12 protein-coding genes are annotated in these 23,547 nt (G+C 32.1%); 5 read left to right on the top strand and 7 right to left on the bottom strand.

Translation table 11 applies throughout. The features are described from left to right. The first annotated feature begins 107 nt into the window (after positions 1 to 107). From Q4548_RS12930 to Q4548_RS12950, 5 genes are all read left to right on the top strand, one after another. Complete coding sequence (locus tag Q4548_RS12930; RefSeq protein ID WP_303455703.1) at positions 108 to 4,253, top strand: hybrid sensor histidine kinase/response regulator transcription factor; 4,146 nt, start codon at positions 108 to 110, stop codon at positions 4,251 to 4,253. A 453-nt stretch (positions 4,254 to 4,706) separates the two neighbouring features. Further along, the gene (locus Q4548_RS12935) at positions 4,707 to 7,820 is read left to right on the top strand and encodes a TonB-dependent receptor (RefSeq protein WP_303455704.1); all 3,114 of its coding nucleotides are present in this window, start codon (positions 4,707 to 4,709) and stop codon (positions 7,818 to 7,820) included. Between the two features lie 17 nt (positions 7,821 to 7,837). Beyond that, a complete protein-coding gene (locus Q4548_RS12940; RefSeq protein ID WP_303455705.1) occupies positions 7,838 to 9,646 on the top strand; it encodes a RagB/SusD family nutrient uptake outer membrane protein in 1,809 nt (602 codons plus the stop codon). 13 nt (positions 9,647 to 9,659) lie between these two features. Continuing rightward, positions 9,660 to 11,321, top strand: coding sequence for a hypothetical protein (locus Q4548_RS12945; RefSeq protein ID WP_303455706.1), 1,662 nt, complete (start codon positions 9,660 to 9,662; stop codon positions 11,319 to 11,321). 64 nt (positions 11,322 to 11,385) lie between these two features. Continuing rightward, positions 11,386 to 11,838: a hypothetical protein gene (locus tag Q4548_RS12950; RefSeq protein WP_303455708.1), complete on the top strand. Its 453-nt coding sequence runs from the start codon at positions 11,386 to 11,388 to the stop codon at positions 11,836 to 11,838. A gap of 223 nt (positions 11,839 to 12,061) precedes the next feature. Here Q4548_RS12950 and Q4548_RS12955 read toward each other — a convergent pair whose 3' ends face one another. The 7 genes from Q4548_RS12955 to Q4548_RS12985 all read right to left on the bottom strand — a co-directional run bounded on the left by Q4548_RS12955 (position 12,062) and on the right by Q4548_RS12985 (position 23,154). After that, the gene (locus tag Q4548_RS12955) at positions 12,062 to 13,492 is read right to left on the bottom strand and encodes a metallophosphoesterase family protein (RefSeq protein WP_303455710.1); all 1,431 of its coding nucleotides are present in this window, start codon (positions 13,490 to 13,492) and stop codon (positions 12,062 to 12,064) included. Between the two features lie 79 nt (positions 13,493 to 13,571). Continuing rightward, entirely contained in the window at positions 13,572 to 15,302 is a 1,731-nt protein-coding gene (locus Q4548_RS12960; RefSeq protein ID WP_303455711.1) for a SusD/RagB family nutrient-binding outer membrane lipoprotein, read from the bottom strand. A 19-nt stretch (positions 15,303 to 15,321) separates the two neighbouring features. Then, entirely contained in the window at positions 15,322 to 18,864 is a 3,543-nt protein-coding gene (locus Q4548_RS12965; RefSeq protein ID WP_303455712.1) for a SusC/RagA family TonB-linked outer membrane protein, read from the bottom strand. Between the two features lie 131 nt (positions 18,865 to 18,995). Beyond that, positions 18,996 to 20,147, bottom strand: a complete 1,152-nt coding sequence (locus Q4548_RS12970; protein WP_303455714.1) for a FecR family protein — start codon at positions 20,145 to 20,147, stop codon at positions 18,996 to 18,998. Between the two features lie 237 nt (positions 20,148 to 20,384). Then, positions 20,385 to 20,978 (bottom strand): hypothetical protein, encoded by a 594-nt coding sequence (locus tag Q4548_RS12975; protein WP_303455717.1) that lies wholly within the window; start codon positions 20,976 to 20,978, stop codon positions 20,385 to 20,387. A gap of 62 nt (positions 20,979 to 21,040) precedes the next feature. Continuing rightward, positions 21,041 to 22,813, bottom strand: a complete 1,773-nt coding sequence (argS, locus tag Q4548_RS12980; RefSeq protein WP_303455718.1) for an arginine--tRNA ligase — start codon at positions 22,811 to 22,813, stop codon at positions 21,041 to 21,043. A gap of 128 nt (positions 22,814 to 22,941) precedes the next feature. Continuing rightward, entirely contained in the window at positions 22,942 to 23,154 is a 213-nt protein-coding gene (locus tag Q4548_RS12985) for a hypothetical protein (protein ID WP_303455719.1), read from the bottom strand. Positions 23,155 to 23,547 lie beyond the last annotated feature (393 nt).

The following is a 23,547-nucleotide window of genomic DNA, read 5'->3' on the forward strand; positions in this document are numbered from 1 at the left end:
TTGTGATATATCTAAAATACAATTGCTTATTAAGAAGAATGGTTATCTATAATTAATGCTAATTAGAGTTTATGTGATATATTTGTTTTCAAAAAAATCATAAAAACTTGAAAAAAAATCACTTTTTAGTACTTTGTTTTTTTCTTTTTCTTGTAAGCAATTTAAATGCGCAAAAGGACGAATTACGTTTTTACAAATCATTGAATATTTCTAATGGATTGACCCATAATGGAGTGACGTCTGTTTTTAAAGATTCCAAAGGTTTTGTGTGGATAGGAACCTATGACGGGTTGAATAAATACGATGGTTTTTCTATAAAACAATACAAAAATACCTACAAAAAAGACATTCTTACCAGTAATAGAGTTAGGGCTATTAATGAAAACGACAATGGAGACCTGTTAATAGGAACGGATAATGGTCTTACTGTTTATAATTTTAAAAACGAAAAATTCACAAAAATCTCTACGGTTGCTACCCAAGACAAAGAAAATGAACCTATTATTATAGATATTAAAGTGCATCCAAAGACAGGAGATATTATTTGTATTACAGAAAATAAAGGATTGTATGTTTACAATCAGGATTTTACAGTTCAAGGGAATCCTACAGATAAGTTGAGCTATTATAGAAGAAATAGAAAATTTATATACGAAGGTGTTTCTCTAGATGAAGATACATATTTGTACGTAACTACATCTCAAATGTTACAGTACAATACTAGAAATAAACAGTGCAGTTTTGTAAATGAAGAGAGTTTAAAAGGGGGGACTTTTATAGAAAAAGTAGACGATCATACTTTGATTGTAGGGTTAAGTGACGGAGGACTTCGTTTTGTGAATTTCAAATTAGAGAATGATAAATACATATATGAATCTCAGAAAATACAACTGACTGAGTATAAATTTGTATGTGCCAATATTGATAACAAAGGAAAGTTGTGGTTGGGAGAAATTAATTCAGGTGTTTACAAAATTTCAGATATTAATGCTTTTAAAGAGCATAAAAATTACACCATTCAATATTTTAAAGCAAATTCTAATAAATTAAGAAGTAGTACCATTGTTGATTTTAATGCACAATACTCTTGGTTAGGATCTTTTGATAAAGGAGTTTATCTTTTTGATTTGAATAAAAATCCTTTTAAAGAACTGAAAGTACCTGCCAGAAAGTTTTTAAACATTGTGCCTATTACCGCTACTAGTTTTTCTTTAGGTGGTGTAGACATGAACGGACTAGGTAATACTTACACGTTATATGATATTAAAAAAGGAACGTATACAGATTTTCCGATTCGTATTAATAACAATGAGAAAGAAACAGGAAACATTGTTCTTAAAGATTCTAGAGATGATATTTGGGTTTCTTTTACAGGTTCTATGCATAAGTATATTGGTAGAATAAAAAAAGGAACGCAAAGAATAGAAAAAATAGAAGTAGGAGATGAATTTTTAGGAGGACTCCGTAGTATTGTAGAAGATAAATCTGGAAATATTTGGCTGGCTTATACTAATGGTATTTTTAAAATCAACATAACCAAAGGTGGAGAGGTTGCAAAGATTGAAGATTTAAGAGAAAATCCACATTATCAAAATTCAGAATATTCTACCTATAAGTTTTTGTATGTAGATCCATTGTATCATTATTTATGGATTGGAGATAAGACAAGTGGATTGATACGAGTTGAGTTGCAAAACAGTATACCAATAAAAGATTATAAATTAACTCATTTTTTGGCAGACAAAGATCGTCCAAATGCAATTTCAAATAATTTTATTTCTTCTATTTATCGTACAAAAGAGGGAGACTTATGGATTGGTACAGAAGGAGGTGGTATTTGCAAAGTTGAAAAGAGCAATACAGAGCCTAAATTTATTCCTTATACAGAAGATGAAGGTTTGTCTAACAATGTAGTAAAAAGTATATTGGGAGATGATAATGGAGATTTATGGATATCAACCAATAATGGGTTGAATAAATTTGATACTAAAAAATTAATTTTCAGAAATTTTACTAAACAAGACGGATTGCCTTTTGAAGATTTTTATTACTTCTCTAGAAAATTGAAAAGTGGTTGGTTTGTTTTTGTGGGTAACGAATCTCTCTGCTATTTTGATCCTAATGAAATTTCTAGAAAAGAGCCCTTACCTAGATTAGAGTTTGCAGAATTTAGATTGTTTAACAAAGTTGTACATGCCAAAGATACAGTAAACGATAGAATATTGTTAGAAAAACACATATCGTATCTAAATCATATAGAACTAGAACATAATGAAAATGTGTTTTCTATAGAAGTAGTTCCGCTTCACTATTCAAACCCTAAAAACCACATTGTAAAATACAAATTATCTCCGTTGAATGAAGATTGGGTGGAATTGAAAGAAGGTCAAAAAGTTATTGAATTCAACGGTTTGCAACCCGGAAACTACAGTTTAAAAGCAAAAGCATCTAATTCTTTACAAGAATGGACAGAGCCCAAAGAATTGAACTTTACAATTGCAGCACCTTACTGGAAATCTAACATAGCTTATGTTGCTTATGTATTGGGTGGGTTTATTATTATATATATTGTTTTTTCTATATTTCTAAAAATCCAAGCATTGAGTCATGAAATAGAAATAGAACAAATAGAAAATGACAACTTAAAAGATGTAAATGAGTACAAGCTCCGTTTCTTTTCAAATATTACACACGAAATAAAAACACCCATCACATTGATTTTAGGTCCTATTGATTTTGTGATAAACAAATTAAAATCGGGAGATATTGTCAATATTGAAGAAAAGTTGAGTATTGTCAAACGTCAGGCAAAGAGAATATCTCAATTGATAGATCAAGTGCAAGAGTTTCAAAAGTCAGACACCAAACAATTAAAAATGAATTACGAGACGTTTAGTTTTGATTTGTTTTTTAGAGATATGGTAGAAGATTTTAAATTTTTATCAGATAAAGAAAATAAAACGTTAAATATATCAGGAGATGCTGAGACTATTTATGTATCTGCAGATAAAGATAAATTAGAAAAAATATTTATCAATATACTTAGCAATTCGTTTAAATACACCAAAACGGAAGATAAAATAGAGATTGACTACAAAAGAAACGCAAACAATTTGGTGCTTACTTTTAAAGATACAGGAAAAGGAATAGATATTGAAGATTTGCCACATGTTTTTGAAAGATTTTATCAATCTAAAAAAATGAGCGAAGAGTATATTGGAGGTTCAGGTATTGGTTTGGCATTTTCAAAAAGATTGGTGGAAATGCATTACGGATACATAAATGTTGAAAGCGAATTGGGAGTAGGAACCACCATACATATTATTTTACCAATTATTCATGAGGGAATTGTAGACAACCAAGAGTTAGATAAAGTACTGAAATTAGAAGAAGAGTATGAAGCCAGAGAAAAACCAATTGAATTAGAAAAGGTAGATTATTCAATTTTAAAATCAGATAAGAACTATGCTCAGTCTAGAGTTTTTTATGCAGAAGATAATTTGGATATGAGAAACTTTGTTTCTGAAATTTTGTCTAACTTTTTTGAGGTAAAAACATTTAGCAACGGAGCTGAATGTTTAGAAGCTATGAATGATGATTGGCCAGACTTGGTTTTAAGTGATGTTTTGATGCCTGAATTGAATGGATTTGAATTGTGTAAATCCATCAAAGAAAATGTGAAAACGAGTCACATTCCTGTAGTTTTATTAACAGCTTGTGTTTCTATGGATGAGCAAATACAGGGAATAGACCAAGGTGCAGATGCTTATATTAAAAAACCATTCAACACACAAAGACTAGTTACAACTATTGAAGCTATTTTAAGAGGAAGAAAACAGTTGAGAGAAAGATTCAAAGTAGATTTTCCTTTAGAACTAGAGAAAAAGAAAGAATCTAAAAAAGACATTGCGTTTATAGAAAAATTGTACGATTTGATGTCTGAAAATTTAGATAACAAAGATCTGGATATGGACAATTTAGCCAAACATTTATATTTGAACAGAACTCATTTTTATCAAAAAGTAAAGGCATTAACCAATCAAACTCCTTTTGAATTGTTGAAAGATTATAGGTTGAAAAAAGCTGCTGAATTTTTAGTAAGAGAAAAAATGACCGTAAATGAGGTGTTTATAGCCACAGGATTTAAGAGCCGATCACATTTTAGCAAAGTGTTTAAGGATAAATACAATGTCACTCCTGGTCAATATGTAAATAGGGGGATGGAAAACCTAGAAAACAATAAAGAGGCATAGAATAAATAATAAAAAATAGAATTTTAAAGAGTCCCCAAATCTACAATATAAGTAGGTTTGGGGATTTTTGTTTTTCTAAGTTTATTGATTGAAAAGACTTGTCTGGGGTAAAAAATAGTCGGATTTGTAAAAGGTTTAAGTCAAAAAAGCTAAAAAACACTAATTTTTACGGACAAACGCATATTATTTACAAACCGATACAGTCTTAAGGTGAATATAAATGAAATTTGTTTTTGTTAATACTGTAACTAACCATTCTTTTTGTTATTTATTGAGTAAATAATAAGAGGTATATATGTAAAATATTTACTTGGGTGGTGTAAGATATTGACAAATTAACCAAGCTAAATTATAAAATATGATCAAATTATTGTTTTTTAAAAATGAAGTAATTTTTTTCCGGAGTTTGAATTTGATAGAACAGAGGTAATTACAAAAACAAAAACTAATTAAATGAAGAATTTTAGAATAATTAAATCAAAAATAATGATGAGAAATATACTTCTTTTCATGTTTTTATCATTTGTGTGTTTTCAAGGTAAAATATACGCACAACAAGATACTGTTTCTGGAGTAGTAACTCACGAAGAAGATGGAGAGCCTATTATTGGTGTAACCATTTATAAGTTGGGAACTAAAATGATTACAACTACAGATTTTGATGGTCAATATACTATCAAAGCAAAAAAAGGTGACATTTTAAAGTTTGAATACTTGGGAATGCTTTCTAAAGCAGTTACCATTACTGGCAATGTATTAAATGTTGTGTTAACGCCAGATCAAACAGAATTAGAAGAAGTTGTTTTGATAGGTTATGGAGCTGTAAAGAAAAAAGAAATTACAGGAGCTGTAGCAAGGGTAAAATCTGAAGACATAGAGAGTATTGTAACTTCCGATTTGGGAAATGCATTGCAAGGACAAGTTTCTGGGGTAAATGTAGTAGACAGTGCAGAGCCAGGTGGAGATTCAGAAATTTTGATAAGAGGGGTAACTTCTTTAACAGGGAGTAATGAGCCTTTGTATGTAGTTGATGGTGTTATGCAAGAAGGGAATCCAAGAATTCCGCCTAATGTAATAGAAACTATTGATGTTTTAAAAGATGCAGCCTCTACAGCCATTTATGGAACTAGAGGAGCAGGAGGAGTTATTTTAATCACAACTAAAAAGGGATCTGAAGGAGTTTTAAAAGTAACATTGAATTCAAGTTATGGAGTTCAAGTTATCAATGGTACACCTACTCGTTTGATGGATGCAAATCAGCAATTGTATTCTATCATACTCCAAAAAAGAAACTCAGATGAATTGGGATTAGGAGATGATCAGTTGAATTTAGGATTTGATAGATTTAAGTCGGCTTATTTAAATGACTCTGATTTGTTTAAAAACGTTGTGTTAGATAACCGTCCAACACAAAATCATGCGCTAACCATTTCTGGTGGAGGTAAAGAAATTAGTTACAATGTTACAACAGGGTTTTATAAGCAAGAAGGAACAATTGTGAATTCACAATTTGAACGTTTTAACATTAGAGCGAATACAGGATATAAAAAAGGAAAATGGAACATCAATGCAATTGTTGCAGTAACCAATGAAAAAAATCAAAAATCTCCAGGAGGATTGACTTCTCAGATCATAAAATATTCTCCCTTAAGTATTGATGTAGATGATGTGGATTTAAATGACATAATTTATACAACAGGAGGTAGTACAGGTAATAATTTACAATCTGCTATCAATAGCTTTAGGAATGAAAATATAATCAGTTCATTAAACGCAAATACTACATTTAATTTATCATATAATTTTACAGATAATTTAACAGTTACCACAAGGTACGGCTTGTCATCAGATTATGAATATGGACACAGTTTTAAACCGTATCAACAGGTTATAAATGTAGTAAGTGGTGAAGAAATTAGTCAGTCAAGAAGTAGTGGTGTAGGGAATACAGGACAAAAAAAAATAAACAACACCTTTAATTTGTATGCCAATTACAATTTAAATATCAATAAAGATCATAAGATGGCTTTTACCTTAGGTGCTACTTATGAAAAATATACTACTGAAAGATTTTCTGCTAGTGGTTCTGGGGTTACCAATAACGATATAAAAGTGTTGGATGGGACTACCTTAAATTATACCGTAGGGTCTGGTACAGATTATACAAGTAAAACATTTGGATTGTTATATCGTATGCAATACAATTATAAAGGAAAGTATGTGTTTAGTTCAAGTATAAGAAGAGATGCATCGTCTAGATTTGATGTAGATGCTAGATCTGCTTATTTTCCATCTGCTTCTGTGGCGTGGAATATTTCTGATGAAATTTTTTGGGATTCGTACAAAGCTACTATCAACAACTTTAGATTAAGAGCTTCTTATGGTAAAGTAGGAAACCAAAGAGTTGGAGATTATATTTATCAACCAACATTTATAACATCTTATCAATATGCTTACGGAACTTCTGGAAATGATAATTTGACAAATGGAAACATTCAAAACGGTTACGCAAATAAAAATTTAAAATGGGAAACATCCATTCAAACAAACTTAGGAGTTGATTTGAGTTTCTTTAAAAATAAATTTGTACTTACGGCAGAGTATTATCACAAAACAAATAGTGATATGTTATTCCCAATTACCTTACCAGGTTCTACTGGAGCTGTTAATAATTCTGGAATTATTATAAATGTGGGTAACATGACAAACAAAGGGGTTGAATTAGCTGCTAAATACAGGTCTAATATTGGAAATGTTAAGTTTAATATGAACGGAACATTTACGACCAACAAAAATGAAATTACCAAATTAAACGGTTTTGGTAGGTTTACCATGATGGATGATTCTGGTTTGATTTCCGGAGCTAGAGATCAATCTCAAGTAACGGCAATTGCAAAAGGGTATGAGGCAGGTTCATTCTTTATTTACTCAACAGACGGTGTTGTTAATACAAGTGAAGAATTGGCCGAGTATCAAAAAATCAATCCTCAAGCAGGAATGGGAGACCTTATTATTGTTGATACAAACAATGATGGACAAATAACCAACGATGATAGAACTTATAGAGGTAGTGGTTTGCCTAAATACGAATTAGGATACAATTTAAATACATCTTACAAAAATTTTGATTTATCTATGAATTGGTACGCAGCTTTAGGGCAAGAGATTATGAACGGTTCTAAAGCAACTGCTTTTGGATATGGACGTCATGAAGACTTGATTTATCAATGGTCTGATTTAAACCCAACAAGTTCAATACCATCCTATAAAAATCAAATAAAATCTCATTACAACTATAATGGAAATACAGATTTATGGTTAGAAGATGGAAGTTATGTAAGACTAAAAGCGGTTACATTAGGATATAGTTTGTCCAAAACGGCTTTAGAAAAATTAGGAGGAATTTCTAAGTTTAGAATTTATGCAACGGCTCAAAATCCATTAACGTTTACAAAATACACAGGATACAATCCTGCTGTGGGAGGTAGACTTCAGAGTAGAGGATTGGATAAAGGAACGTATCCTATAACAGCAACGTACATGCTAGGATTGAATCTAAACTTTTAACCATAAAAACAATTATTATGAAATATTTGAAATTTAAAAACATCATAGGGGTTTTTATGTTATTTGGTTTGCTGTCGTGTTCAGATGAATCATTAACAGAGATCAACCCAAACCAACCGGTTGCAAGTTGGAATAACCTATCAGACACACAAAAAGGATTGAATTCAGTATACAATTCTTTGTTGGATGAAAATTTATTAGGAATTATAGAAGAGTCTTGGAGGTCTGACTTAGGATATCCTGGATACGGTAGGCCTACACCTACAAACGGTGAAAGTTTGCCGTTTTATTACCAAACATATACAAATAATGCTGAATTTATTGCGGCTAAATGGGATGCTTGTTATGCAACTATTTATTATGCTAATCAGGTTATAGTTGGTTTAAATTCTATAGAAGCTTCTATAGCAGAAGATCAAAAAGAAGCATTTAATACACAAATGGGACAGGCTAGATTTTTTAGAGGACTAATGCACTTTTATTTATTTAGTACCTACAACAACGGTAGCATTATTATTAGAAATGAAATACCAACTGTAGCTACAGGTTTTGGGAAAGAGTTGTCACCTGCTTCTGATGTTAGAGATTTTTTTAGAGAAGATTTGTTGTATGCTTACGAAAACTTGCCAGAAAGTTATGACAATGATTATTTAGGAAGCGCAACAAAATGGGCTGCTGCTACAGCTTTGGGAAAATCTTACTTGTATGAAGCAACAGATGGTCCAGATGCAACAGGAGATTATTCACAGGCTATGGTTTATTTTAATGAAATAATCAATAACAATTCTTTTCAGTTAGCAGATCCAGACTTAATGTTTACCAAAGATGGTGAGTTTAATAAAGAATCTATATTTGAATTGGCTTACAATACAGAACACAGGCAAAGTCTTAGCGTGTTTGAAGACGGAAAATTATCAAATCAACTGTCTTTTGCTAGTACAGGTACTACAGGTTTTTTTATGCCAGTTTGGATGATTTACGCATACAAATCTGAAGAAATAGATTTGGCAGATTCTAGAAATATTTACAATGAGTTAGGAGGAGGAACCAGTGTAAGACCTGTTTCTTTAAGAGCTTCTGCAATGGCAGCTATTGTAAATGATGAGTTGACTGATTTTGGAACTAAGAAAACAACGGAAGCTATTAAAATTCAAAATCAAGGATTTGGTTTTGGATATTATAAAAAATACGTTGATCACGATGATTCAGATCCTAGAGGAGTTAGAAGTGCTGGTGTAAATGTAGTTGTAAATAGATTGGCAGAGGTTTATTTGATGCAGGCCGAATGTCTAATTCAAACAGGAGATTTGGAAGGAGCCCTTAAATTGATCAACAAAATTAGACACAGATGGGCACTTCAATTGTTAGGGCAGCAAGATTCTGATTGGCCAGATGCTACGTTTGAATCTGACAAAGATAGAGATGGGACAATTGATGCAGATTATGTGGATTATACACAAGAAACATTAATGGACAGGTTGATGTATGTTGAAAAACCATTAGAATTGTCGGTAGAAGGACATGCTATTCGCTGGATAGATTTAAGAAGATGGGGAATTATTAAAGAAAATTTTAATAGGTTGGCAAATTCTACTTACTACGCTCAAAATTATGATTATCCAAAAAGAGATTCTAATACGGGTGAAAAAACAGGAGTAATAGCAACTATTAAAAATGGAGATATTGTAGATGTAGATCCAGGAGCAACAGGGTTGAATATCATAGATTATGAATACGATGCTGCTGCGAATAATTACTCTCCTGCATTGAACGATTATTTCCCAATACCGTTAAATGAGGTATTAAGAAATCCATTGTTAAATTAATAATAGAAACAAGATGAAAAAAATAAAAATAATAATACAAGTTCTTTCAATCTTAACATTTCTTGTGGGTTGTGATAACGACGAAGTAAATTCGTTAGAAAACTATAACGATGCTACATGGACAACATCCGAATTTAGCAATGCCAGTGGTGTTGATGATATTGATTTTGGGGTGAATACAGGTGATTATATTTCCTTTGTTGATTTGTCTCAGAATGCATTGACTCATGAATGGAGAATTGATGAGGATAATAAATTCTTAAACAGTGGTTTTACAATAGGAGAAAATTTAATTCCTTTTATTAACAATGATTTAGGAACGGTGTCTACATCAAAACCCGCACATGTCATTTTTTTCAAACAAGGAGTTAGTGAAGTTACTTTAGTAAATACATTTGATAAGCCGGTTACCTATAACGGGAAAACAAATATTGAGTCTGTTAAAAAAGGAGATACCTATGAAATTACACGTACTTGGAAAGTAGATGTTTACCAAGAGCCAGTACCAGCAGTAAGCATTTCTAAAGAAGATGAATCAGGAGTTGTAACAGAACTTTATAACAGTATTAATGAATTAGTTCCAGCGGATGGAGTGATTAATATAGAAGCAGGTGAGTCTTTAATTTATGAAGATATTACGGCAGTAGGTCGTCCTAATGCAAACTCATGGAAAGTATCAGGATCCAATGAAAAATCTGCTACAAACCAAAAACAGATGACGTTCAATTTCTTAAAATTGGGAGAGTCAGAAGCTGGTACATTATCGGTATCAAGAAAAGGTGATGAAAAAAATATACCAGATGCTGAATCTGTGCTTTTTACAATCCCCTTAAAAATAATAATAAGCAAATCTTCAAAACCATTCAATATTGTTGAAAATAGTGTTGTTAGAACAGGAGCAAATAAAATAGCGTTTGATGTAAATGGAGAGTTAAAAGCTTTTACAGGACAAGAAGCAAATTTTAAAGTTCATGTAACAAATACAACTTCAGGGTTTGATAGTGATCTTTTAGTTACAAAAGCTGAAATTCTTGCAGGAGGAAAAACTTCTATTGAACTTACCTTAGACGGCGATATTTACAATACAGATGAAGTGAAAGTTACATATACTGTTGGAGCCGAAACAATTACGTCAAGCGATGAAAGAGATTTAACAGCATTTACGGATGCGTTGGTGAGTTTTGTAGATGGTGATGTGTTTAGTTCTGATTATTTTGGATTTGAGTTAGGTGGTAAGGAATGGTTTTTACAACACCCAGATCAATGGTCTTATAATACATCTTTTTCAAAAAGTGGTAACAACAGTTTGATGTTTAGTGAACCAGATGTTGATTCTATGCCTAGCAATGCAAAGGTTCAAGGGACTGCCGCTACAGAGCTTAAAATTGATGCAGGAACTTATATGTATTCAATTTTTATTTATATAGAACCAAGCACGAATTTATCAAAGCTAATCACCAATTTTTCTGGACCTTGGAATCCATTAACATGGGATTTAACAGGAGTTGAAAAGGGAACATGGGTAAAGTTGTCTACAGAAATTACTTTGGGAGATTATGATAACACTGGAGGAGGAAAATTAATTTTCCAAATTAACAAAGCAGATGTTTCTAGTGATGAAGCAACAATATACATAGATGATCTTTCATTAGTACCTGTAGAGACTAGACCTTAATTGATTATAATTATAAAATTTCCGTGTTGATACACTCAACACGGAAATTCTAAAAACAAATAAAATGATGAAAAAAATATTTAAATATTTTAGCTTATTAATATTGATGCTGTTTGCAAATGGTTGCGAAAAAGATGAGAGTTGGACTGCTGCAGATCTAAAACTTGTTCCCGTTTATGCAATTACGGATATCAAAGATGCTGTAAATCCAGACGAACCTGTAGAATTATTTTACATAGAATTGTATAAAACAAAGCCCTTGTTGATAGAGTTTATAAACGATAAAACAACAAATCCTCCTTTTAAAATAACAAGTTATTCAGACAATTCTAATACAACCAATTATAATATAGAGGTAGTTGCAGCTCAAGAATCTACTACTACAGAAGAAGTAAGCGATACAGCTTATAGTATTTCTGGTGATAAAACTACAGGAGAAGGAACATTAGCAATTACAATAGAAGGTGTTGCTAAAAGTTATACAATTCAAATATCTGAAAAAGAAGTTTACAATTAAAACTAGGCTTTAGGAAACAATTCTAAAACCTGAAAAATAGTTAAGGGGTTCAATTTTTAACAAAATAGAACTCCTTTCTTTGTTTATGGAGTTTTTTGTTGTCTATTTTAATCAGAAATAGGAGGATAGAAAAGTGTTGAAAACAAAAAAAACCGTCAATTAAGACGGTTTTTCCTACCATGATTCACTATGAAAATCATGATATCCCCTAAAAAAACAAAATCTATTTTACTTTTACATAATCTTTTTTGAGTCTCATCAACAACTCAGATTGATTATTGATCAACTTTTTCTTTCCATTACTTTCTTTTATCAAGCTAAAGCTGTCATACAAATCCCCTTTTGTAGTGTAAGAATTGTAGTTTATGGTGTCGTTATCAACCGTAATAATTTGAAACAATTGAGTGTATTCACCACGTTTTACCATCCATTCTTGATCTTGAGATTCATACATTTTAGGTCCGCTTACAGATACAGCATATACAGTTCCTGCATCTTCTACAATCGTTTTTCCGAGTCCTTCATTTGTAGCGTATCCTCTAGCGTAGGTGTGGTCGTGCCCTTGCAATACCAAATCCACCCCGTATTTGTCTATCAAAGGTTTCATGGCTTCTCTTAAATCTTTATTATCACGTCCTTTTGCGGTAGAAAAAATAGGATAATGCATGGTTATGGTTGTCCATTTTTTAGTGTTGTTTGCTAAAACAGAATCCAACCATTTTGTTTGTGCTTGTCTAGAATAAATGTTATTGTTAAAACTTTGTGCATCTATAGAAATTACTTTCATATTTTGGTAATCTATAGCATAACAAGTTTCTTTCAACTCCTCTAAAGGTCCATGTTCTGGCAAGTTAAATTGAGGTCTCCACAATGCAGACAACTTACTTCTGTTGGTTCTTTTGTCGTATTCGTGATTTCCTGGAGTCATAATACTAGGAACGGTAGCGTGAATAAAACTTCCTGCATAGAACCATTCTCCCCATTCTCTATCAGACTCACTGTGATTGATCAAATCTCCGGCATGCAACATAAAATCAACTTCAGGAAGCATTTTGTAAGATTTTCTAATCACTCTAGACCACATAGACTTTACGTCGTTTTGAGCATCACCAAAGTAGATAAAACTAAAAGGTGCATTTTCATCAACAGCAGGTGTTTTTATTTGAAACCATTCACTCCAAGTATCGTCTTTTTTACTTCCATCTCCTACACGATATACGTAGGTTTTGCCCGGATGCAAATTTTTTACAATTGCAGAATGATACGCTGCTTTTACCAAAGGCTCTTTATCTCTTTCATTTTCTACTTCTATAAATTGAGTCTTGGCATCAATACAGGTCACATGGTCTCCTAATAAAAAATCAGGACCATGTGTTTCTTCAGCTACTTGTACGTAAGCTGTGTCTATCTGTTGATTGGTTCTCCAGTTTACAGCAAAACTGTGAGCTGGGTCTTCTGTTAAATTGATAATAATCCTATCTGGGGTTTTTGAAGGGAAAATTAACTTGTGGGCAGGTGTATTTGTATGATGATTGTAATGTGTATGACCATGCTGATCATGGTTGTGCTCATGCTTATTTAGGTTTTTGTCTTCGTTTTCTTGACAAGATGTGAAAACGAAAACACTTAAAAAAACAAGTAATAAATTTTTCATGCAGTATAAGTTTTTTGAAAAAATTAGACGAATAAAACAGGAGTAGCAACTACTCCTGTTTTTTTTTAGGATTAATTAATTATTGTAACAACCACATTTTAGACCATTGATCATTTGTTGTTGGACTAAGATTTTGTATGGCTTCTAACATGTTTGTTTCGTTGTATGGATCTGTGTATAAAAATCTAACAGGCGTTTGTTGTCCCTTTGTACCAGAAATAATATTGCTGTTTAAATCAGGATAACCTGTTCTTCTAAAGTCAAACCAAGACTCGTTTGTTAGCCACAGAGCAATCCATTTTTGATGAATGATAGGAGCTAATTTATCTCTAGCAGCATCGTAAATTTGTTTTGCGTTGGCAATGTATTCCGCTTGATTAAATGCAATTAAATTATTGTTTGCTTCATCATAAACAGCTTCTGTATCACCATCTGTGATTTGATATTGATCAAAAGACAATTCAATTCCTTGCTTGTAATAGGTATAAGCATCACCACTTATATAACCACGACTGCTTGCTTCTGCTAATAAAAACTTTACTTCGGATGCTGTCATTAAAATAGATTTTACGAGTTCATGACTGTTTTCTGAATACATATCTGTTAAGTAAGAAGCATGCGGATTGGCAGCAGCATTCAAATAGATGTTTTCATCTAAAGTAACAATGTCATTTTGAAACTCACTAATGGTAGCAGCTCCTAAATTAAAATCGTTTGGAGCACTCAATGCAACAGGCAGTCCAACAAATAAGCTAGTATTGATGTCGTTTTCTAAATCATCATCACTGTTAATAGCATTGATGTCTATATCCGTATATCGTTTTACTTTGTTGTTTTCTAAAACCACTTGGTTTGTAGTTCCTTGTTCAAGTTGAATATCCACAGGTTTTACCCACTTGGTCAAACGAGGATCGTTTAAAGCTATCAAATCATTTACAATGGTAGCCGATGGTTTTCTACGGTAAAATTCAGAACGGTTGCTATAGTTTAAAGCACCTCCAGACCAGCTATTGTCACTATCTGTTCCTATGAAAGAAACCACAGCATTGTCATCATTATTTTCTAGAATTGGAAACTCAGAAGCATTGTTTACAATGGCAGCAATTTCTGAAGAAACATTGATGTCTGAATCTGATTTTTCTGACAAACGCATGTAAAATCTAAGACGTAAAGAGTTAGCCAATTTTCTCCATTTTTGACCATCACCGCTATACAATACATCACTATCAATAGCTTCTGTACATACGTCTACATTTGTCAATAATGTGTTTGCTTCTTTTAAATCGTTAAGAATTCCAATAAAAACATCTTTTTGAGAATCGTATGCAGGTTTAAAAAACTCATCTCCACCGTTTTCTGCTTGCAAAGCTTTGTTATATGGAACATCTCCAAAAGCAGAAGTCATAAATCCAAAATGATACGATTTAATGATTAAAGTAACGGCTTGATAATAGTTTTTAACCTCATCTGTTTTTTCAGTTTCAGCTCTTTTGTAAATATATTGACTGTCTTTTAAAGGTTGATAATAGTTAGAAAAATCTTTAGCTCCCCATTGGTAGTTGTTTTCTTCGTAACTTGTAAAATCTCTTTGTAAATATTGTGTTGCAGCAGATAGTTCTCCCCATTCATAAGACATAGCAGTTGTTATTTTTGCTGATTCTGAAAGAACTCCCGTTAATACAAATTTAATATCAACCTCGGTATCTGGAAGTGTGTTGGGACTTATGTTGATATCGTCTAAAGATTCACTACACGATGTTGCTAAAAGCAGCATGGTAGATAGTATTGTTGTGATTATATTGATTTTCATTTTGTTTCTTATTTATTAATTAAAAACTAACATTTACTCGGAATCCCATTGGTATGGTCCATGGAGCAAGATTCCACTTATCAAAACCTTGACTTCCTTCATCATAAGCTGTTTCTGGATCGATACCAATATTGGCTTTTGTCCATAACATGATGTTCTTTGCATACACAGAAAGTGAAATGTTTTCAGCCGAAATATATTCTGCTATTTGATCTGAAAATTTATAAGTAAGCGTAATATCTCTTAGTTTTACAAATGAAGCATCGTACATAAAAGTTTCTCCAGTTCTCCAGAAACTACCACTAGATTCTACCACTCTGTAAGCATCAAAAAATTGAGTTCCTTCAGCCCCAAAGTTTTCAGTATAGGTTCCGTCTCCGTTGTCTATAACTCCCGGAAAGAAAGCTCCGTTGAAGTTTCCGTTGTATTCAAAACCACCTAAGTCTTGGTTTCTACCTCCAACCCAAACATTGTTATCTCTATAAGTAGGGTTTGATTTTATTTCATTAGCAAGTGCTGTTCTATCTCCACCAAAAGAATTGGCATTTAAAACTCCTGTAAATGTACTTGTACTAATTCCATTGTTCCAGCTTTCTATTTTACCAGAACGAGCCATTCTTTTCATAGATTCTGAGAAATAATCTCCCCCTTGTCTCCAGTCAAAACTAGCAGATAATGTAAAGTTTTTATAGGTAATAGAAGTGTTTAAACCTACAGCAAAATCGTTGTTAGAGTTTCCAACTTTCTTTTGGTTTTCTGTAGTTCTATCAACATCCCATCTACCGTTGGCATCTAATAAATTCCAACCTTTGTATTCTCCTTCTTCAACTTTTCTTACGTAAGGAGCATATAAATCTCCAATAATACCACCAACTTTTGTAAAAGATCCCATATCGGTTCCTCCACCAAAACTAACTCTGTCAATACCATCAACCAAGGCTACTAATTTGCTTTCTTGTTTGGTGAAATTCAGATCCATGTTCCATTCAAAATCTTGTGTTTTTATAGGAATGATATTTACACCTAATTCAACCCCGTAATTTTCTACATTACCAGCATTAATAGTTGTACTTGTATAACCTGTTAATGGAGATACAGCCACATTTAATATTTGATTTTTGTTTTGCGTTTTGTAGTAAGTAGCATCAAAACCTAAACGACCGTGAAACAATTTAACATCGGTACCAAACTCGTAAGAAGTGGCAATTTCTGGTTTTAAATTGGTGTTAGGCATACTGCTAGGTAGTGAGTACGTAAAATCATCTCCCCAATATCCTTGAGATAGGGTAGGGTTGATTAAATAAGGAGAAGTATCTTTACCTACTTGTGCCCAACTAGACCTTACTTTAAACAAAGAAACCCATTGTGGCATGTCTACAAATTCAGAAATTAATACACTTGTAGAAACAGAAGGATAAAAATAAGATCTATTCTCTTTTGGCAATGTACTAGACCAATCGTTACGAGCAGTAATGTCTACAAAAGCAAAGTTTTTATAACTAAGAGATAGCATTCCGTAAACACTGTAAATTGCTTTTTTATAACTAGCGCTGTTGTAAGACAATCCACCTCTTTCTACATTTGATAGCGTATAAAGTCCAGGTAATGCTAAGTTATCACCTCCAGAATTAATGGATGTATTTAAGGTGTTTAAAATATTTCCTCCAAGAGAAGGATCTATTCTAAAATCTCCTAATTGTTTTTTGTAAGAAAGAAGTACGTCTATGTTGGTTTCTCTGTTGTTAGTTTCACTAATGTTGTAAGATCCAAAAGGTTTACTTGTTCCAAAACCATCATAAGACCAAGGTCTAATAATTTCTGTTCTGTTACTGTTACTACTGTTAGATATTCTTGCCATGGCATTTAAATCATCATTGATTTCCCAGTCTAATTTGATGTTTCCAAAGCCTCTAACTTTGTCAAATTTGTTAATTCTTTCGTTAGCAGAAAACCAAGGATTGTTGTATCCTTCTGTAACCTTACGTTGTTGTGCATTGTTAACTTCCCAGTAATCTTTTAAATCATTAACATTGATGTGAGGAGCAATGTTGTAAATGTCAAAATATTGATCATCACCCCCTAAGGAATTGATAGGATAGTTATCAGAATTAGGATTGGAAAGATTGATGTTGGTAGATACGGTTACTTTGTCTGTAATTTTAAAACTAGTAGTTAAATTAACTCCTAATTTTTGCAACTCTGTACCTGGCGTAAATCCTTCTCCTTTTAAATGAGATAAAGACAAGCGAAAGTTTCCTTTGTCATAGGCTCCAGAAACACTTATGTCGTTAATGGTCGTAACACCTGTTTTAAAATAATCTTCTAAACTATTGTCATAAAACTCTAATGGTACTGCCTCTCCATTGCTATTCCATTGCACTGCAGAAGTACCTTCTTCTGCTCCGTACCAGTGCTGCCAAGTAGCTTCGTTAAATTGTCCTTTTTGCCCGTTTGTAAATCTATTTTGAAGTTCTACATATTTATAAGGTGCATTAAAAGTTGTGGTGGTATTAAAAGAAACTCCAATTCCTTTTGTCGTATTTTTTCCAGATTTTGTTGTAATTAAAATAACTCCGTTACCAGCTCTAGAACCATAAAGAGCTGCTGCACTTGCTCCTTTTAATACAGAGATGTTCTCTATATCCATGGCACTAATATCTCCCATTACATTGGTGTCTCCAACAGGTGAACCATCAATAACAACAAGTGGTTGATCGTTTCCGGTTAAAGAAGTTTTACCTCTAATGTATACGTAGGTTTCGTTGTTCAAATCATTTCCTCCACGACGAATGTCTAAACCAGAAATTTTACTAGACAAACCTCCTAAAACATTTTCTTGAGGAACAAGATTTATTTTTTCACTGTTGATTTCTCCAACAGCATACCCCAATGCTTTTTTCTCTCTTTTCATTCCCAAAGCAGTTACAACTACTTCGTTCATGTTTTCTATAGAAGGTTCTAAAACTACGTTTAATGTGTTTTTGTTACCTACTAATATTTCTTTGTCTTGCATACCTGTGTAAGAGAATACCAAAATAGATTGGCTGTTAGGTACTGTAATTGTAAATACACCATCAAAGTTAGACAATACACCTTTGTTGGTTCCTTTTAATGTGATGTTTACTCCGGGTAATGACATGCCTTCTACATCTTTCACAGACCCTGTTATTTCTACGGATTGGTTGGATTGTTGTGGCTTTTTTTGCACTGTAATTGGAGCTACTTTTATAATGATATGCTTGTCTGCAATCTCAAAAGTATTTCTGGTGTCTTTAAAAAGTTGAGTAAGAATAGTTTCAATTTTTTCTTCTTTTACTTTTATAGAGACAATTTTTTTCAGGTCTAAATCCTTAATATTATATAAGAATCTATACTCTGTTCGGTACTCAATTTCATTAAGTACTTTTTCTAGAGTAACCTTGCTAAGATTTAATGTAATCTTAGTGTTCTGACTGTTATTAATAGCTTGTAGATTAAACAAGTTAATAACGAGACAAATTAATGTTAAATTAATTTTAAGAGAGTATAGCGACTTACTCTTCATTTTTGTAAAATTTTTCATATTTTTGTGTTAGTTGTAAGGATGAGATTTCAATCTCACTTTTTTTTAAGTGGAGGATGTTCCAGCATCTTCCATTTTTTGTTTTAATACTTGATACTTTTGTTTAATTCATTGTTGATTTTTCCAGTTTATTAGTTAATACTTATTTGATTTTGATGAATTGTATAATTAAAGTCAAAGCTTTTTTGAAAGGTGTTTAGAATTGTAGATATTTCTTCGTGGGCATCAAAATTCGCATTAAAGAACTGCTCGTTTAATACAGTGTTGTTATTGGTTATTTGAACATTGTAGTTGCGTTCTAATTTTTTGATAATATTTTTAAAAGGAATATTTCTAAAAATAAGTTGACCATTTATCCAACTAGTATAAATGCGAGTGTCTACTTTTTCTTTTAAAATTGTACGATCACTTTCGTTGTAACTTCCTTTAAATCCAGGTGTAATTAACGTAGCTGTTTCAGAATTGTAGTGGTTGTCATCGTACAAACCAACCAAACCTTCTACCAAAACAGTAGAAATAGTAGATTCTTCAGGATACGCAGAAAGGTTAAATTGCGTTCCTAATACTCTTACTTTTAATTTATTTGCATTTACAATAAAAGGATTTTCAGGATTTTTGGCTACGTCAAAATAAGCTTCTCCATTCAAACTTACTTCTCGGTTTTCATTGGCAGCAAATTGTACAGGATATTTTATAGATGATCCTGAGTTTAGATTTACTTTGGTTCCATCAGACAATACCAACTCAAACTGTTTTCCATAAGGAACAGTCAATGTGTTATAAACAGCTTGCTCTGTTGTGTTTTTAGTATGGTATACAATTTTGTTGTTTTGCTGTGTTCCAATTACGTTTCCTTGAACATCTAAAATTTCTTTTTGATTATTCTCACTGATGATTTCTACAGTTCCGTTTTCCAATTGAAGTGTAATTTGATTTACACTTGCAGAAAAATCTGTTGTATTGTCAAATGTTTTCTGATAAAAGAAATAACTAGAACCCATAGCAATAATTAAAATAGCAGCATATTTTAAAGTATTTAGATACCTTAGTTTTAAGGTCGATTTTTTACTTTGTTGGATTGCTTTTAATTGTTTTTCCTTAAAAGAATTTACATCTACTTTTAGCGTATTACTATTAATAGCATGGTGCATTTGTATGTATTCTTTAAATGCATTTAAGTTGTCTTCTTTTTGAGTCCAGCTCTCCAGTAATTCCAATTCTACAGCTGTAGCGTTGCCTGTTAAGTAGTTTATAATACACTTTTCTATTTCAGATGAAATCATACTTTTCCTTTTATATAATGCTAAGACAAAGCGAAATTTCAATACCCTAGAAAAGATATGTTATGTAAATGTTAAGTAATTAATGACTAGAGTAAAAAGAACAAACCCGAGAGAAATCAATATGTACAGAAGAAAATTGTATAAAAATTAAAGAGTGTTTTTAAAGCGCTGATAGCTAGTGTTTATGTTTGGTTTTTCAATTGTATTTTGAAATAAACACTTGCTATATGTCATTTTTTAAGGATTGAAAACAGGGTCTTTTAGTTGTGCTTTGTGAGCAATAAAATAAATAAATATATTTACAAACATGTGAAAAATCACCAAACAGATAAGTGCATATAGCGGAACTCCTAAAAATTGATAAGGCCAAGAATACGTCCAAACCCCCAAGTTGATGGTAATAACTTCTCCAAAAGCAGGAAATATCAATGCGAGTAAAAAAGTTATGGTCGCTTTGGTAATTAAAGATGGTTTTTTGAGTTCCCTAAATAGTTCTTTTTCCAATTTGTAAACATAACTAAAGGCAAGCATCCAAGCAAAAGGGAGCCACAAAGGCATTTTTGTTGTTACATCGTGGTATTGCCAATATTCATTTTCAATTCCCCAATTTTCTGCAGAAATTCCTAAAACCCCTGTAAGTATCATTCCTATAGGTACCAGCCAATATTTTTGACCATCTTTAAAACCTAAGCTGTACATAGAATGAACAACCTTAGCAGCTAAAATAAGGGCAACCAACCCATCTAAATGATGCAACAAACCAATAAACACTCCTGCAATACAAATTTTAGCAACTGCTTTTAGGAGTGATATGTATATGTTTTTAGTCAAGGGTTGAAACGTTTAAAGATTTAGAAAAGTAAATCCGTTTTGAATTGATTAAATATTTGAGATTACATTCTTTCAGGAACGTCAATTCCTAATAGATTGAATGCCGATTTGATAGTTTCTCCCACTTGTGCAGACAATTGTGTTCTAAATATTTTTACAGCATTGTTTTCACATCCTAAAATGTAAGAACTTTGATAAAAAGAGTTGTATTCTTTTACCAAGTCATAACTGTAGTTGGCAATCAAAGCTGGACTGTGGTTTTTAGCAGCCAATTGTATGGTTTCTGGAAATTGTTGCAATGTTTTGATCACCGACAATTCTTTTTCAGAAATTGAAATAGTTTGTTTTTCAGAATAATCAAAATCAGCCTTTCTTAAAATAGACTGGATTCTTGCATAGGTATATTGAATAAAAGGTCCTGTGTTTCCGTTAAAGTCAATAGATTCTTTAGGGTCGAACAAAATACGTTTTTTAGGATCTACTTTTAAGATGTAATACTTTAAAGCTCCCATACCAATAATTTTGTACAATGCTTCTTTTTGTTCTGTAGAATATCCTTCTAGTTTTCCTAATTCTTGAGAAATTTCACCAGCAGTTTTAACCATTTCTGCCATCAAATCATCAGCATCTACAACAGTTCCTTCTCTAGACTTCATTTTACCCGTAGGCAAATCTACCATTCCGTAAGACAAGTGATACATGTTTTCAGCCCAAGAATATCCTAATTTTTTTAAGATTAGAAACAATACTTTAAAGTGATAATCTTGCTCGTTACCAACGGTATAAGTCAATGCATTGATGTCGAATTCTTGAAAACGCTGAATAGCAGTTCCAATATCTTGGGTAATGTAAACGGAAGTTCCATCTCCACGTAACACTAATTTTTCATCCAAACCTTCATCCGTCAAGTCAATCCAAACAGAACCATCTTCTTTTTGATAAAACACACCTTTTTCCAATCCTTCTGTCACACAATCTTTTCCTAAAAGGTATGTATTGCTTTCGTAATAGTTTTTGTCAAAAGTAACACCTAGATTTTTATAAGAAACAGCAAACCCATCATATACCCATTGGTTCATGGTTTTCCAAAGGTTTACCACTTCTTCATCACCAGCTTCCCATTTGCGCAACATGTCTTGTGCTTCTAGTAAAATAGGTGCCTGTTTTTTTGCTTCCTCTTCTGTTTTTCCTTCAGCTAGTAGAACATTTATTTCTTCTTTGTAAGCTTTGTCAAAAGCTACATAATAATTTCCTACTAATTTATCTCCTTTCAAACCTGTGTTTTCTGGAGTTTCTCCATTCCCAAATTTTTGCCATGCCAACATACTTTTACAAATATGAATACCACGGTCGTTTATAATTTGAGTTTTGTATACTTTTTTTCCAGATGCAGCAATAATTTCTGCCACAGAAAAACCTAATAAATTGTTACGTACATGCCCCAGATGCAAGGGTTTGTTGGTGTTAGGTGAGGAATATTCTACCATTACGGCTTTATCAGTAGGAGTAGGAGCTAAGGTTCCGTAGTTTTTAGTAGCATACATAGTGTAAAAACTGTCTAAGAAAAAACTAGGATTGATAGAAACGTTTAAGAACCCTTTGACTACATTAAAATTGGTCACCAAGTCTACATGCTCTTTCAAATATTCTCCAATTTGTGTTCCAATTTGAACAGGGTTTCCTTTCACATATTTTAAAAAGGCAAATACTACGATGGTGATATCTCCTTCAAATTCCTTTCGAGTTGCTTGAAATTCAACAGATGGGATTTCAATTTTAAAAATTTCTACAAATGCTTTTTTAACAGCTATTTCTAAATGGTTTTGGATACTCATTTTGGTGTATTTCTTTGAAGTTGCGAAAATACACAAATTAAATGATTAGCTATAGAAAAATAGAAAGCAACAAAAAAGGGTTATCAAATAATTTTGATAACCCTTAGATATATTCAACTTAAAAAATATTATTTAGCATCAGTAGCATCATCTATTTCGTCTTCCACTTCTTCTGCTCCTTCTTTAATCTTATCTCCTGTTTCTTCTGCAGCATCTTCTATACCTTCTCCAACTTCTTCCATTCCGTCTTCTACTTTTTCTTTAGGAGATTTTTCTTTACAGCTTATTACGGTGGCGGTCATGGCTAAAAGGATAGCGCTAATTGCAAGTCTTTTTTTCATTTTTGATTGATTTTATAATTGTTAATTAAAAGTATGGTTTCAATAATTCTTAATTGTTGCATTGCAACGTTATAAATTTATATGAGAAACACTAAGCATTAAAATGATTTAAATTAATAAATGGTAATATTTTTTATTATATTTATATGTAATTCAGAACTTAATATAGTTGGAATAATAAAGGTATAAATACCATCTTTTAATGTAATTGTTAAGAGGTTATTTTTCATCATAGAGTTCTACTTAACAATGTTACAATTTGCATTGTAATGCTTATATATTATGTAAAGTTAGGCCTTAAGTAGTCTTTTTGAGTTGATGTGTTTTTTGTTTAAAATTGATCTTGGTCAATTTTAAGGATTACAATAGAAATCAAGCTTTATTATAATTATA

Origin of the sequence: Wenyingzhuangia sp. 2_MG-2023 (assembly GCF_030548295.1) — a bacterium.
Classification (GTDB): Bacteria; Bacteroidota; Bacteroidia; order Flavobacteriales; family Flavobacteriaceae; genus Wenyingzhuangia.